The sequence below is a fragment of the Mesorhizobium sp. B2-3-12 genome (assembly GCF_006442205.1).
GTDB lineage: Bacteria > Pseudomonadota > Alphaproteobacteria > Rhizobiales > Rhizobiaceae > Mesorhizobium.
Window position 1 is genome coordinate 276371 of record NZ_VFVR01000007.1, and the last position, 15379, is coordinate 291749.

The window sequence follows — 15379 nt, forward strand, 5'->3', positions numbered from 1 at the left end:
GGAATTTCTCGATCTGTGGCTTGTCCGCTGGTTTAGGCATAGGAATATAGACTGGCGCGGACGGTAGGCATGACGGTGCCAATGCGGGCGGTATCGACATGGAAGGAACGGGCGCGGCCACCGCGCTCGACAAGCGTAACGACAGTGTTGTTGTGAGCGGCGCCGCCCGGCTTAACCGGGATGCCGGTAGGCGCCCAATGTACGTCTCGTCAACTTCCACGGTCTTGCCGTTGCCGCCCATGGGGGCAAGCTCGCCAGACGCCATTGCAAGGCGAATGCGGTGGCACAGGAACCAAGCCGCCTCATAGGTGCATTCGATTATGCGGTGCATCTGGTGGGCGCTGATGCGCTTCTTTAAGGCGCACATGAGGTGGATAGCCTGTAGCCACTTGGTCAGCGGCAGATGGCTTTCCTCGAAGATCGAACCCATGCGGACGGTGAACTGCGAGCGGCAGGCGCTGCACTTGTACAGGCCGTGACGCTCGACGCCGTGGGGGTTCTTTTTGGATGGCTTGGTGCGAACGCCCTTCAGGGAATAGTGGCGATCGACGCTACCGCACTTGGGGCAAACCGGGCCGTTCGGCCACAGTTGGATTCCACATGCTCGAAAGCCTTGGCTTCGTCGTGGAACTCGGGGCGGGCCAGAACGGACATGGAAATCTCCTAGGCCCTTACCGCGCGTAATCAGATCGGGTTTGTCAACCAGATAATCGCCCTGCGGTAGTGAGGTCGTTCTGGCCCGGCACCGAAAGCGCGGCATGCCGCCCCAGGCCTCTCTATGGCCGACCTTGTCAAGACAGGTCCCGCCCCGGAAGGGATGAACCGACCGTGCCTGGCTTGCTTAATGGTTGGATCGGGTTGGCGGCAAAGATGCGACCGTTGCCGCTTGGTTCGGCGATCTCATGTTCGGGCCAGAACCGGGCCTTGCGATAGGTCAGCGCACCTTTGGTGTAATATCCGACGCCTGGCGTGCGAACCATCAGCGGCGTGGCCTGGGCGCCGAAGTTCAGCTTGAAATGATATCCCGATTTGACCACGAAGAAATCGCATGTGCCAAGGCCAATCCCTTGGCTCGTGAACACGGCCGGGTCATGGCTGAACGCTGCCTTGCTCGTGAGCACGATCAGCAGCCGGCCATCGATCTCGATCACCGCTGTTGGTCCCATGTTGGATTGTTCGCCGCCCTGAAAGGGGCCAGCCAAGGTGAACGCGCCGTCGCTGAGATGAACGACCTTGCCGGAAATCGCGAACGGTTCAAAACCCGGTGTGATCCGCCCGCCGACCGCACATGAAATCCTGCCGCCCAGCCCTGCCGCGAAGGCGGCATCGACGCTATGGGGATCCGTGATCGGAATGGCGCCACGCAGGCCACCCTCACGGGCAAGTGCCGCCGCCAGGATGGCCGTGCTATCGCCCGGCGCACCGGCGAGCACGCGGTCGCCCATGTCGGCGAGGACGAAAGGTCGGCGATGCGGTTCGAGGGCAACCGTGTCGAGCGCTTCATCAATCGACATCAGGTCGTCACTGAAACGGTCCCGCTTTTCCCAGAAGGCTCGGGCCAGCGTGTCGGCCACCTGCTGGCCTTGCTTGGCGGCATCGTTGGTCAGCACCACAGCGGCCTGTCCGATGTCCTTGTCGTCGGCATAGCGGAACACATTGAACAACGAGACGTCCCAGATCGCAGCATTTTCCTGCTCGGCGCTGCGCGCCTGATCGTGAATCTCGCGCAGTGGCCCCGCCGCGGTTTCGGCCGCACCGGGCAGGATCATCGCAACCTTGGCCATTGCCGTCACCGGCCGCAGGGAGCCGTCAAGCATCGCCAGCAGACAGGCCGCGACTTTGTGGCCGCATTCGACCACGTCGGAATGCGGGTTTTCCTTGCAGGCGATACAGATGTCGACGGCGGTTAGCATGGCGTCGGTCATATGGGCGTGGAGATCGAGCCCGATACCGATCGGCACCGTCTCGCCCACCGCTTCTCGCAGCGCGGCAAGCAGATCGCCCTCGGCGTCCTCAATCAGGGTGGTTCCCATGGCGCCATGCAGCTCAAGCGCGATGGCGTCAGGTTTGTGCTCGATGGCATCGTTGACCAGACGCTCCTTCACGGCGGTGAAGAAGGCATGATCGACAAGCCCGCTCGGCGGTGCGACCACCGAAATACTGGGAAGGACCCGTGCCCCACCCTTGGCGAGCTGCTGGATGATGCCGGCCAGCGTCGAGCCCGATGAGCTGGCTGCCGCCAGCAGCGCCTGGCCTTCCAGGATTTGAAAGTCGGCAGCAAGCGTCGGCTGCGGATTGAAGCCGTTCGACTCATGCCAGAACCGTCCGACCAGCACGCGCGGTGAGGAATTGTCCATGATAGTCTGTTCTCCATGCGTGCTTGTCATTGGACCCACGCGTTCCAGCGCTCGAGCAAAAGGGCGGCATTGTCGTTGATCCACTTGGCATCGGGTACGACAGCATTGCTGTCCGCCCCACCCGGCATGTCGGCGCGCGCTTGCGATGACATCAGTTTTACCGCTTCGCTGCTCGGCGGCTTGCACGACAACGCTTCACAGACCTTGGCCTGCGCCGCCGGCGTGCTCAGCCAATAGTCCGCAAGCTTCAGCGCATTTTCGCGATGGGGCGCATTCTTGATCAGTGCAATGCGGTCGCCGACGAGGAACGACGCGGCATGCGACCAGGCGATCGGCAACCCTTCCGCTTTGAGGGCCCTGGCGCGGGTCAACCAGATCTGGCCGATGACATATTCGCGATTGCGAAAGCCTTGCATGCTTTGATCCCCGGTCTTCCACCAGAGCGAGACAGCCGGCCGGATGGTATCGAGCTTGGCCAGGGCACGATCAATGTCGAGCGGAAACAGCTTGTCGGGGCTGACCCCGTCGGCCAGCAAGGCCGCAGCCATCACGCGCCAGGGGTCGTTGAAGTCAGGGAACGATCGCCCGCCGGGGAATTTCCGCAGATCCCACATGTCGGCCCAGGTCCGGGGAGCCGCTCCTCCGAAGGCATCCGACCGGTAGGCAAGCAGGGTCGAATTCGACACCAGCCGAACCCCGGCGGCGGTGCAGTCGTCGGGCGCGAGGTCCGTGCGCGTGGCGAACCGCTTGCAGAAGTCCGACAGGTTTTCAGCCGCCTGCATGTGTTGTGCCGAAGCCGTCTGGATTTCGCCCTGCAGATAGAGATCCCAGCTGACATTTCCGGTCTTGACCATGGCCGCCGCCTTGGCCCGCATCTCGGCGTTGGTCGCCGCCACGGTGACAACTTCGATGCCGGTCTTGGCGGTGAAAGGGTCGAACCAGGCCTCACGCAGCGCTTTTTCATAGGCGCCACCGGTCGTCGCCACGATAACCTGTTCGGCGGCGGCCGCGGCATTGATTTGCAAGGCCGCGCACGCTGTCACGACCAAAGCCGATCGGATAGATCTGAGCATTGAACATTCTCCCTATTGCGTTCGGTTCGATTTACGGGTGCTGACGCGCGCTTCGAATAAGCGCCATCAGGAGCAGCGACACCCCGGCCAGGATGGTCGAGACCGCGGCGATCACCGGCGTGAGATTGAAATCGATGTCCTCGAACATCTTGCGACTGATGGTCTTTCCCCCTGTATCGGAGATGAAGAAGGCTACCGTTGCTTCGTCAAAGGAGGACAGGAAGGCAAACACCGCGGCGACCGCGATCGAAGGCGCGATGTTTGGCAGCACGACCAGCACAAAGGAACGCGTCCGGCTGGCCCCGCAGCTCAGCGCTGCAAGCTCCAGCGTGAAATCAAACCGTTGCAGCGCCGCAGTCACCGTTATCAGCACATAGGGGACCGCCAGCACGGTGTGGGCGATGAGAAATCCGACAAAATTCCCGGTCAGCTGCAACGGCGCGAAGATGAGATAGAGCGCCACGCCGAAGACGATGTGCGGGACCACCATCGGACCCAGCGACAGTGCCTGCAGGGCCTGTTTTCCCGGCAGGTCGCCACGTACCAGGACCAGGGACGCCAGCGTGCCGACCACCGTCGCGGACAGGCTTGTTGCAAGCGCGATTTTCAGGCTGAACCAGGTCGCCGCCATCCAGTCGGGATCGAGCAGATACTGACGGTACCAATGAAAAGTGAGCTCGCGTGGCGGGAACTCGATATAGTCGGCCCGGCCAAGTGAGATCGGCAGGATGATGAGGGTCGGCAAGACGAGGTAAAACAAGATCACCGCCAGCACGGCGCCCTTGAGCAAGACAGCCAGCGTCGCCCCGTAAGGCCGATCGATTGCGGTGGCAGGACGCTTGACGCGTGCAGCACCAGGGTTGGCGATATCGGTCTCAATCGACACTTGCGAATCCTTTGGACAGGGAAAAGGCCTTGCGAAAGACCAGCACGATGACAAGCGTTGCGACGAGCAGCGTGGTCGAGAGGGCAGCCGCGAAGGGCCAATCGAGAAGGACGGTCGCCTGCTGGCCGATCAGTGTCGCCACCATCATGGACCCTGATCCGCCGACCAGCGCGGGGGTGATGTAGAAGCCAAGAGCGAGGATGAAACACATGACACTGCCGGCGAAGACGCCGGGCAGGCTGAGCGGCAAGGTCACGCGCAAGAACGCTGTCGCCGGACCTGCCCCGAGGTTGCGTGCGGCAGGGACAAGCTCTCGCGGGATTGACCGAAGCGCCACGAAAATCGGCAGGATCATGAAAGGCAGCAGGACATGGGTCGTGGCCAGGATGACCGCTCCCTCATTGTACAGGAGCTTGACCGGCGCGTTGATAAGCCCAGCCTGCGCCATCAGCGTGTTGACGACGCCATTTCGCTGCAGAAGGACGATCCAGGCGTAGGAGCGGACAAGCACCGGCGACCAAAGAGCGATGAAGACGGCCGCCGCGGCAATTGTTGCCAGACGCCGGTTGAGGCTGGCCATGGCCAGTGCCACCGGATAACCGAGCACGAAACTAAGAATGCTGACGAGCAACGCGATGCGGAATGTTCGGGCCATTATGGCCAGATAGATCGGCTGCTCGACGATCTTCCTGTAGGCCGACAGATCAAGCGTCGGCATGAACAGGCTAAGCTTGATCAGCGCTCCTATCGGGTACAGGAAACCAACCGCCAGCAGCAGGAGCAGCGGTGCCGTCAGGGCAAGCGACAAAACCGGCGTGTAGCGGCTCGCGGTGCGTCCGCGTCGGGCGGATCTGAAACCGGCTGGTTTCACGGTTGGCGAAGGCCGCTCCGGACTGGCAAGCAGATCAGCCATGGTCAGGCCTCAGGCGCGGCAAAGACATGGAACGCGTCCCTGGCGGCGTACAAGGTGACGCGCTCGTCGCGTGCGAAAGGTCCGACGTGGGTGGAGGTCGCCAGCTGAGCCTGCACCACCGGCTGGCCAAATGTCGCCAGGCGCAGGAGGTAAAGGCGGAAAGGGCCGACGAAGATTTCCGCCTCGACGGTGCCAGGAAGCGCCAGCGCGCCATCAGTCTTGGCGAAGGACAGGCTTTCGGGCCGCACCGCAAGCCGTACGGCACGGCCGCGCCGCAGCCGATCGGCACCATGCAGGGCAGGCGAGGGGACAGCGAGGGTAAGCGAGGTCGAGACGCGAATGTGGCAGGTGTCGGCATCGTCATGCTGGCATTCGCCATCGATGAAATTCATCTTCCCCACGAACTGGGCGACAAAGGCCGACCGTGGCCGATGGTAGATGTCGCTCGGCGCGCCGACCTGAACCAGCGTGCCTCCCGCCATGACGGCCACCCGATCGGACATGGTCATGGCCTCGTCCTGATCGTGCGTCACATAGACAACGGTCGCCCCGAGCTTGGTCTGAATGCGTTTGATTTCGAGTTGCATGGCCTCGCGCAGGTTCTTGTCCAAGGCCCCCAGCGGTTCGTCCATCAGAAGAACGGGCGGTTCGCCAACCAGGGCGCGCGCCACGGCAACACGCTGCTGTTGACCTCCCGAGAGCTGGCTGGGGTAGCGCTCGTCGAAACCGACGAGCTGCACCAGCTCCATCATCTGTTTCACGCGATCCTTGATCGCCTCGCGCGCCAAACCGCGCATGCGCAGCGGGAAAGCGACGTTCTGAAGCACGGTCATATGGGGAAACAGCGCGTATTTCTGGAACACCATGCCGATGTTGCGCCGGTTCGGCGCCACACCGGTGATGTCGTAACCGCCAATCGCAATCCGGCCAGCACTTGGCGGCTCGAACCCGGCAATCATTGTCAACAGGGTGGACTTTCCCGAGCCCGAAGGTCCCAGCACTGAGACGAATTCGCCAGCGGCGATGTCGAAAGAGACGTTGTCGACAGCGGCGGCGCGGCCAAAGTGCTTGCTGAGGGATTGAAGGGAAAGCGATTGTCCAATCAAGCTAAATGTCTCCCCGAAGATGTGAGCGCGCGAGTTTGCCGCGCCGGCCCGGATTCGCGATTTTCGTCATCAAGCGTTGCACGTGGCTGCCGCGGCTCAACTCGACCATCACAAGGCCTGAAGGAGAGACGCGAGACCCAATTTATGTTATGCAGATGTCACACTGGCTTTACCCAGGCTTCATAATCTAGTTTGATGCAACAAAAATATCACCCTGTCAACGCTGAGACTCTTTGATGATCACCTCGACCCAGTTCGTCGCTGAAGACGACAGGCAGCAACCCCGTCTGGGCGATCGCGTCTACCAACAGATCAAGGAACGACTGATCAGAGGGGCGCATGGACCTGGCGACAAATTAACGGTTCGCGCGCTTGCCGAGGACCTGGGTGTCAGCTCGACGCCCGCACGCGATGCGATCAATCGCCTGGTTCTTGAGGGCGCCCTCGTTTACGCTGGCCCCAAGACGGTTATCGTTCCCTTCCTTGACGCTCAAGCTCTTGAAGAGATTACGCTTATGCGCCTTGCGCTCGAAGGCCTTGCCGCCGAGAAAGCCGCGGCACGGGTGAGCGGCGAGGACATCGATTTGCTCAGGGAGACCCAACTCCGCATCAATGCCGCTCTCGACCAAAGGCGCTACGCGGACGCGCTTTGGAGCAACAAGGAGTTCCATTTCGCCATCTACAGACTATGCGGCATGCCGCACCTGCTGGCGACAATCGAGACCCTATGGCTCCGGATCGGCGCCTCCTTCAACGATCTCTACCCTGAATTCGCCGAAGCCAAATACGGCGTACACAACCATATGGCGGCGATGGAGGGTTTGGCTGAAGGCGACAGCGGCGCCGTTCGCGCCGCCATAGAAAGTGACATTCGGGATGGTTATCGACGCTTGAAACGCGCAGATCGAGAGCGCACGAGCGCTCAAACGCGGCCAGACTGACATTTTATGTTGCGTCAATGCGATTTGTGTGATTTTTGTTGCAACATAATCTTGCAACAGGGAGAGAGCCACAATGATCGCGCAGAACCTGCCGTGGCGGGGGAACCGCCAGGTGTCGGCCGAGCTTTACGACCGTGGGCTCGCCGTCTTTCCAGACGGCACGACGCGGATCACCGTCGAGCGCGACCCGACCCCGCGCTACATCAAGGCAGGGAAAGGAGCCTATCTTGAGGACGTCGACGGCAACCGGCTCCTCGACCTGAACAACAACTTCACCACCCTCATTCACGGACACGCCTTCGGGCCGGTAACCGAAGCGGTTTCATCACAGCTTGCCCGGGGCAGCTGTTTTGCCAACCCGACCGAGCATGAAATCAACCTTGCCGAGCTTTTGATCGATCGCATCCCCTCGATCGAGCGTGTCCGCTTCGTCAACAGCGGCACCGAGGCGGTGATGTTCGCGATCAAGGCGGCTCGGGCGTTCACGGGCAGGCCTGGGGTCGCGCGCATAGAGGGCGCCTTTCACGGTGCCTATGACTGGGCCGAGATAGGCCAGGCCGGGACCCCCGCCAATTGGGGGGCCCCGGAAGATCCGGCCCCGGTCCCGCTCTATGCCGGTGTTCCTTCAAGCGTCGCGGACGATGTGCTGGTCTTGCGGTTCAATGATGTCGAGGGGCTGCAGCGCCTGGAGGACGCCGCCGAGAGATTGTCCTGCGTCCTCATCGACCCGATGCCCAGCCGCGCAGGCTTGATCGCGGCCGTTCCCGACTTCCTGAAGGCGCTGACGGCGATGGCGCGCCGCAACGACATCCTTCTCGTTGCCGACGAAGTGCTCAACCTGCGCCAGGGTTATCACGGCGCCTCGGCGCGATACGGGCTCAAGCCCGACCTTGTCGCCATGGGCAAGATCATCGGCGGCGGCTTTCCAATCGGCGCCATCGGCGGCCGCGAGGACGTCATGCGGGTCTTCGGTACGCAACACGGCAAGGCGAGATTGCCGCAAGGCGGTACGTTCTCCGCCAACGCCGTTTCCATGCTTGCCGGCTACGTCGCGATGCAGGCGTTGACTGAGGACGAATTCGATCGGCTGGATCAGCTGGGCGAGAAAATCAGGACGGGCCTGATCGAAGCGATCAAGCGCCACGGCGCGGCGTTCGCGGTGACCGGCGCGGCCTCGCTGTTCCGGATTCATCCGAAACAAAAACCGCCCCGCGAGTTTCGCGACGCCTTCTGCACCCCCGACGAGGCAGTCCGATCGACTGAACTCCAGCGCCATTTCCTGGCCCACGGCATTCTCCTGCCCGGTGGCGCGGCAGCATCACTGTCGACGGCCATGGGCATGGCGGAAGCAACCATGATCGTCGATTGCTTCGACGATTTTCTCAGCCAAGCCAATCAGCATTGAAGTGGGATACATGTCAGCAGATCTATCCAATACAGTTGCCGGCCGCATAGCGCTTGCCCTCAAACGCCATGACGTCTCCCATATATTTGCCCAGAGCCTGCCATCCGCGGTTATCTTGGCGGCCGAAGCCCTTGGCATCCGGCAGGTCGCTTACCGCCAGGAGAACATGGGCGGCGCGATGGCGGACGGATATGCCCGCCGCTCCGGCAAGGTCGGCGTCGTGGCCGCGCAAAACGGACCGGCGGCCACGCTTCTGGTTCCTCCGCTGGCCGAGGCTCTCAAGGCCAGCATCCCGATCGTCGCGCTCGTTCAGGATGTCGAGCGCAACCAGGCCGATCGCAACGCTTTCCAGGAGCTCGATCATTTGAGCCTGTTTCAATCCTGCACCAAATGGGCGCGCAAGGTCGTGGTGCCCGAGCGCATCGAGGACTATATCGACACAGCATTTGCCGTTGCCGGTTCAGGGCGCCCCGGCCCAACGGTGCTGGTCTTGCCGGCGGACCTGTTGCGGTCGGCCTGGACGGGCACCGACTTCACGCGGACCGCGAACCTCGGACACTGGCCCATCGACCGGTTGCGTCCGTCCGACCAGGATATCGCCGCGGCCGCAAGGCTATTGAGCACGGCGCGTCTTCCCGTCGTGATCGCGGGCGGTGGTGTGCATGCGAGCGGAGCTTCAGGGGAACTCTCTTTGCTTCAGGACGAATGTGCAATTCCCGTTTTTACGACGTTCATGGGTAAGGGGGCGGTCGATGAGTTTCATGAGCTCTCGGCGGGTGTCCTCGGATCGCTTGTCGGCCCTTCGTCACTCGGCCGTCATTCGCTGGAGCTTCTGAAAGAGGCGGACGTCGTTTTGCTGGTCGGAACCCGAACCAACCAGAACGGCACGGACAGCTGGACCCAGATATCCGCGGACAAGGCCATCATCCACATTGACGTGGATCCGGCGGAAGTGGGGCGCACCTACGAGGCACGGATAAGGCTGGTCGGCGATGCAACTGAGACGTTGCGCGCGTTGCGCGGCGCCCTTTGCCGGACGGACCTTTCCGGCCGCAGCGCCGGCAGGGTCGTGATGGCCAATCGTATCGGTCGTTTCTGGAGTTTGTTTAACGAGGAGCGCCGAATTCGCCTGGAAGGCCGTCAGGGTCCCATCCGCCCCGAAGGAGTTATGGTCGAATTGCAGGCGCAGCTAACCCCTGAAACAACCGTCGTTGCCGACGCCAGTTACTCATCGATGTGGGTTTGCGGCCAATTGCGCGCCTTGTCGCCCGGCATGCGTTTCCTGACGCCTCGCGGGCTGGCGGGCCTGGGCTGGGGGATTCCCCTTGCGATTGGGGCCAAGGTGGCGCGACCGGACCATCCTGTCGTCGTGCTGGTCGGCGACGGCGGATTTGCGCACAGCTGGGCAGAGCTTGAGACCATGGTGCGCAGCAATCTTCCGATCACGATCGTCGTGCTCAACAATGGCATTCTCGGCTTTCAACGCGATGCCGAGTCGGTCAAGTTTGGTGCTTATACGAGCGCCTGCCACCTGGGTCCGGTCGATCATGCAATGATCGCCAAGGCCTGCGGCTGTTCGTCGGTCAGACTTGAAGCGGCTGATCAGCTCGCCGATGCCTTGCGGAAAGGTTTGGCGTCAAAATCTCCATTTTTGATCGAAGTCATGACAGATCCTGCCGCCCATCCGCCTTTGTCGCTCTTTGCAACCGTCGACGCAGCAGCATGACAATCCCTGGCAGTCAATCGCAAGTGGCCGTCATCACCGGCGGCACCTCCGGTATAGGGCTGGCCACCGCCCGCCGGCTTCTGGCGCGCGATCACAAGGTTGCGGTGTTCAGCCAGCGAAGCGAAAGCGTAGACGCGGCGCGCGAGGAACTGACCAGGGAATTTGGTCACGAGAGGGTCATTGCCCGATCTGTCGATTTGGCCGTGCCGGCGCAGATCGACGCATTCTTCCGCGACCTTCGCGCGATCTGGGGCCACCCGACCGTGTTGGTCTGCAATGCCGGGGTCTCGCCGAAGGGGCCGGACGGCGCCACCGTCTTTCATGATATCGAATTGGCGGAGTGGAACGAGGTGCTGGCGGTCAATCTGACCGGAGCGATGCTTTGCTGTCAGGCGGTTTGCCCAGCCATGATGGAACGGCGATTTGGACGCATCGTCATGATCGGCTCCGTCGCTTCGCGGACGAGGCCCAAGATTGCAGGCGCAAGCTACGTGGCATCAAAGGCAGCATTGTCGGGTCTGGCAAGGTCGTTGGTAAGCACCTACGCTCCCTACGGCATCACCTCGAATCTGGTCGCTCCCGGGCGCATCGCGACCAATATGGCCGGAGAGCCGGACTCACCCACCAACAGGGCAGCGCTGGCTGCGATTCCGTCAGGCCGGCTCGGCCAGCCTGACGATGTCGCGGCGGTCGTTGAGTTCCTGATCTCTCAGGAAGCAGGATTTGTGAATGGCGCAATTATTGACATCAACGGCGGCGAATTCATCCCGGTCTAGGGTCCAGCCAGGGATGCCGATGCCGAACGCAAGTGAGGCGTAAATGAAACCTGTCGTGGTCTTAAACTCCGTGGACGCCGAGTTCTGCCTCCTCCTTCAGTACATCCTTGAAGCCGAAGGGTACGCCGTTTGTCTTGCCACCAGACCCGACCATGTCCTCCGTCTTGCGCATCATTCCGGGACCCGCGCCATTCTCCTGGATTGCTCCCAGGACGTTCGTGCGATTTGCGAAGGTCTGAAGCAGAACGGCCTCGACGAGCGCGTGCCGATCGCAGCGCTCGTCGGCGCCGACAGCAATTATCACATCGACCTGATCGAAGCAGGAATCGATGAAAGTCTGGTGCGCCCCTTGGCGCCCGCGCGCCTTCTTCACTTTCTGAAAGCGGCTGCTGCCCGTAACTCATCTTATGAAGAGGGCCGGGAACGACAGCTCGACATCAAAGTGAATCCGGCACGCCAGTATGCGTGGTGTAACGGTCAGCAACTCAATCTGGCGCCAATTGGATTCCGGCTGCTCCAGCATTTTGTCCGGTTTCCCGACACCGTGCACAGCCGCCCAACCCTGATCGCCGCCGCATGGCGCGGAACCGGGCGCGTCAACGCACGCACGGTCGACGCCCATATCGCACGCTTGCGACAAGCCCTGCGGTCATCGAGCGGCCACGATGCAATACGAGCCATAAGATCCGAAGGATATATGCTGGAGGCCGGCCGCTATCGCGCCGCGCCCACGGTCGATCCGGTCGCGTGAAACGCCTAGGACTCGCCGGCGCGGTGTTCGAGCTGCCGGATGCGTTCGAAGATCGCTTCGTGATCAAAAAGCGCCGGGCCCCGCTCCTTCCGGCTTCGATCGCGGACGCCAGGGGCGGATCCAGGCGAGGCAGACCTGCATTTGTTTCCGCAAGTTGACGATTACGACGGCAATTCCAACCAACCAAAATACCAAGCGGACTCTTTCCTACGGGGAGCCACACATGATTGAATCCTTTAGTTATAGAAATGAACCACAACAGGACGAGCTTTCAGGCTTGATCGCAAAAGAAATCCAACGCGTTCTGGTCCGCTACAATGAGATTGCGAAGGCTCGCGGTTCAATCTCATCGCTCATGGGGAGGGGCAATGTTGGCGTTGCCAATTTGCCATTGTACCAACAAGCCATTCATGCCGATCTGGCCGACCTAGCCTCGGAATTTGTTGGCAGGCTCGCAGCCGAAGCGGCGCGACATTTCGATGCCAGCATCCGTGAGGCAACTCCCCTCGAGGCGCGAACCGCGGGCGGGCCGCGGTGTGCCGTTCGAACGCCGCCAGACGATTCCATGCGCATTGAAGACTGGGCAGGTCAGGTTGCAGGGCCAACATATCTGGAAGAACGCTTTGGCATACCGCGGTCAACATTGCATTGGTGGCAGCGGCACAACGACGTGATCGCATTGCGAAAAGGTGCGCGCAAGCACGTGTTCCCCTTGGCTCAGTTCGTCGACGGCAGGCCTGCGTCCGGAATTCGGCAAGTGCTTTCTTTGAGCGACAAACCCAGACTGGCATGGCTCTGGCTGATCCAGCCATCGCCTCCTCTGGATGACCGCGTTCCCATAGAAATGCTCAGACAAGACCTGACTGAAGACGTCGTCCTGGCCGCACGGGATTTTTTCTCGACATAACGCCGGGCTGACGAGCCAGCTGCCAATCAATGCTCCGTCGATCAGTTGGCCACGGTACCCGCCTGTGCGGGCGCGCCCACTATATGGCGCGCATCCTGCAGTCTTGACTGCCATATATGGCAACCATGTTTAATTGTCCAGTTCGTACAACAAGTATAAATTGTGCAGATAGTCCGAGTTTTACCAATAAACTTGTTGTATAACTGCAACGTTACTTGCAAAATCGGGCGATATCCGCGCTTGCGAGCTTGAAACCATCCATGGTGATCGATAGCACACGGACTGCGAGGAGCTGCGCAATGCGTGGTGTCTCGGATTGTGGGGAACGGGAGGGATGCGGTCGTCGGGAACGACACCCCTGCCTTTTTAATCTTGTGACTGGAGATCAAAATGAAAATGAAGAGCCTTCTTTTCGGTTCCGCGGCGGCCGTGGCCGTTGCCAGCGGCGCGCGCGCCGCTGACGCCCCAGTGGCTGCTGAGGCCGAGCCGGCCGAATACGTCAGGGTGTGCGAGGTCTACGGCGCCGGTTACCTCTACATCCCTGGCACCGAAACCTGCCTGCGCATCGGCGGCTACGTCCGTTACGATGTCGGAGCCGGTGACGTCGGATCGTTCGATGGTGCGCGCACACACGACGTGCAAGACGGCGGCGCCCAAGCCACCTGGTACAAGAACACCCGGTTTACACTAAAGACCTGGACCGGCCAGGAAACGGAGCTCGGTACCCTCAAGACTTACACGGAGACCCGGATTAACTTCGGCGACCGGAACGCCTATTCCGGCCCGGATAGTCCCCAGAATTATGCCTCCAACAAAGGCCTGACGTTGAACTTCGCCTGGGTCCAGCTGGGCGGGCTGCGCGTCGGCAAAGACTATTCCGCCTTTGATACGTTCATCGGCTATGCCGGCAACGTCATCAATGACACACTCGTTCCCTACGGCGACTTCAACACCAACGTGGTGCAGTACTACTTCGACGTTGGCCAGGGCCTCTCTGCCGTGGTGTCGCTCGAACAAGGCCAAGGGAAGGTCGGCACGATCGACAGCTATGTTCCCCACGTCGTTGGCGGTGTGAAGTACAAGCAGGGCTGGGGCGCTATCACCGGCGTCGTCGCTTATGACAGCAACTATGCCGAGGTTGCCGGCAAGGTTCGCATCGACTTCAACGTCACCAAGGACTTGTCCCTGTTCGGTATGTTCGGCTACGGCAGCGACGGCAACCTCAACGACGACACGACCAACGCCATCCCCGCACATGGCCGCGGTTTCCACAAGGTCTGGGGCGGCAACTGGGGCTTCTGGGCCGGCGGCACCTACAAGTTCAACCGGAAAACCTCGTTCAACCTTCAGGTTTCGGGCGACCAGCTGAAGAATTATGGCGTAGCGGCCAACATTTCTTACGAAGCCGTTCCCGGTTTCACGGTCACGGCCGAAGTTGACTACGTTCATTATGGCGACTTTGGTGTCGCCACGACTAATCCGTCCAACGTCAACTTTACCAATGCCGACAAGAAGAACAACGTCGGCGGCATCCTCCGCTTCCAACGTTCCTTTTAGCGGATCGAGAACCTTGCCGGCGAGGAGGATTTTTGCGGCATGGCCAATGTGCTCGACGGATCGAGGCAACCGCGTTCGCAGCCCGCAAGGGATAGTTTTCACGAGCGAACCGGTTGAAGCATCAGTGATCCCGCCCGTATTTTCCGCGTGGATACGGAAAAGCGCCGGCGGGGACGTGAAAGAGGCGGCCTGACGGGCTTGCAGAGCGCCCGGCAGGCCGTTCCTCTCCTCCCAGCTCGGCAGCCACCCGCTGCGCGCGCTCGGAGCGGCTCCTGATGGAGCTGCTGGAATACGACCTTATGTTCCGCCGGGTCGTCGGCATCAGCGTTGACGATGCGGCCTGGGATTATCGGTGTCTCGAAGAACCCGCGCCGGTTGCTGGAAGGGAACATTGCGGCGAAGTTCCTTGCAGTGCTGGCGCGTCCGAAGGTGAATCGGCCTCAGTCGATTTGATCGTTTTCTCGGTCGACGGCACGCTGGTCGAGGCCTGGATCCGATGAAGGGTGTCAAGCCGAAGGACGGCCCAGGGGCGGTCGTGGCGAGCCGCCGGCGCAAGGCGACGGGCGCAATGCCGAAGCGGATCTTCTGGTCAGAAGCGATCGAACGCATGCCTCGACCATCGAACCGCAACGGCAGGTCGGCAGTCGGCTCGAGATTCTTTTCGTTCATGTTCTTGCCCAGGTTGGGATTTTCGTAACACGCGGCGATTGTAGCCGCCTCGTCGGTGCGGGAAGAACGCTTCCTCGCAGAGCCCTCGATGATGCTGGCTTAGGTCGGGTGCAAAGTGCAGCAGGCTTGAATCAGCGAGGTTGCGCGCTGGGTGCCGGCTCCGGTGCAAAGACCATCCCCCGCTCTTATCGGCTTAATTCCCTTGTTCCAGCCCGGACCTTTTCGATCAACCCGCTGCGGGGTCGGACTACGCAAGCGTGCCGTCGCTCACGGCTTCGCCATCGCGATGATCGCGGCCCTGTCTGGACCCGA

12 protein-coding genes and 2 pseudogenes are annotated in these 15379 nt (G+C 61.3%); 8 read left to right on the forward strand and 6 right to left on the reverse strand.

What is annotated here, in order from left to right:
* Positions 1 to 47: 47 nt before the first annotated feature.
* From FJ948_RS20965 to FJ948_RS20990, 6 genes and pseudogenes are all read right to left on the reverse strand, one after another.
* Positions 48 to 654: pseudogene (locus FJ948_RS20965) on the reverse strand (IS1595 family transposase); the annotation flags it as partial.
* 137 nt (positions 655 to 791) lie between these two features.
* Positions 792 to 2387, reverse strand: a complete 1596-nt coding sequence (locus tag FJ948_RS20970; protein ID WP_348643010.1) for a M81 family metallopeptidase — start codon at positions 2385 to 2387, stop codon at positions 792 to 794.
* Positions 2384 to 3430, reverse strand: a complete 1047-nt coding sequence (locus tag FJ948_RS30710) for an ABC transporter substrate-binding protein (protein ID WP_140707714.1) — start codon at positions 3428 to 3430, stop codon at positions 2384 to 2386. The genes FJ948_RS20970 and FJ948_RS30710 overlap by 4 nt, the downstream gene beginning before the upstream one ends.
* 31 nt (positions 3431 to 3461) lie before the next feature.
* Entirely contained in the window at positions 3462 to 4253 is a 792-nt protein-coding gene (locus tag FJ948_RS20980; RefSeq protein ID WP_246677575.1) for an ABC transporter permease, read from the reverse strand.
* Between the two features lie 52 nt (positions 4254 to 4305).
* Positions 4306 to 5229, reverse strand: coding sequence for an ABC transporter permease (locus FJ948_RS20985; protein WP_140707718.1), 924 nt, complete (start codon positions 5227 to 5229; stop codon positions 4306 to 4308).
* A gap of 2 nt (positions 5230 to 5231) precedes the next feature.
* Positions 5232 to 6335, reverse strand: coding sequence for an ABC transporter ATP-binding protein (locus tag FJ948_RS20990; protein ID WP_140707720.1), 1104 nt, complete (start codon positions 6333 to 6335; stop codon positions 5232 to 5234).
* A gap of 236 nt (positions 6336 to 6571) precedes the next feature.
* Here FJ948_RS20990 and FJ948_RS20995 point away from each other — a divergent pair, with 236 nt between their 5' ends.
* From FJ948_RS20995 to FJ948_RS30715, 8 genes and pseudogenes are all read left to right on the forward strand, one after another.
* Positions 6572 to 7276 (forward strand): GntR family transcriptional regulator, encoded by a 705-nt coding sequence (locus FJ948_RS20995; RefSeq protein ID WP_140707722.1) that lies wholly within the window; start codon positions 6572 to 6574, stop codon positions 7274 to 7276.
* A 73-nt stretch (positions 7277 to 7349) separates the two neighbouring features.
* Positions 7350 to 8681 carry an aspartate aminotransferase family protein gene (locus FJ948_RS21000; RefSeq protein WP_140707723.1) on the forward strand — a complete coding sequence of 444 codons (1332 nt, stop codon included), beginning with the start codon at positions 7350 to 7352 and terminating at the stop codon, positions 8679 to 8681.
* A 10-nt stretch (positions 8682 to 8691) separates the two neighbouring features.
* Positions 8692 to 10407, forward strand: coding sequence for an acetolactate synthase catalytic subunit (locus tag FJ948_RS21005; protein ID WP_140707725.1), 1716 nt, complete (start codon positions 8692 to 8694; stop codon positions 10405 to 10407).
* Positions 10404 to 11183, forward strand: a complete 780-nt coding sequence (locus FJ948_RS21010) for an SDR family oxidoreductase (RefSeq protein WP_140707727.1) — start codon at positions 10404 to 10406, stop codon at positions 11181 to 11183. Before FJ948_RS21005 ends, FJ948_RS21010 begins: the two co-directional genes overlap by 4 nt.
* 43 nt (positions 11184 to 11226) lie before the next feature.
* Positions 11227 to 11934, forward strand: coding sequence for a response regulator transcription factor (locus FJ948_RS21015; RefSeq protein ID WP_140707729.1), 708 nt, complete (start codon positions 11227 to 11229; stop codon positions 11932 to 11934).
* A 223-nt stretch (positions 11935 to 12157) separates the two neighbouring features.
* The gene (locus tag FJ948_RS21020) at positions 12158 to 12841 is read left to right on the forward strand and encodes a hypothetical protein (RefSeq protein ID WP_140707731.1); all 684 of its coding nucleotides are present in this window, start codon (positions 12158 to 12160) and stop codon (positions 12839 to 12841) included.
* Between the two features lie 390 nt (positions 12842 to 13231).
* Positions 13232 to 14398, forward strand: coding sequence for a porin (locus tag FJ948_RS21025; RefSeq protein WP_140707733.1), 1167 nt, complete (start codon positions 13232 to 13234; stop codon positions 14396 to 14398).
* Between the two features lie 257 nt (positions 14399 to 14655).
* Positions 14656 to 15037 (forward strand): annotated as a pseudogene (locus FJ948_RS30715) (transposase); the annotation flags it as partial.
* Positions 15038 to 15379: the final 342 nt, after the last annotated feature.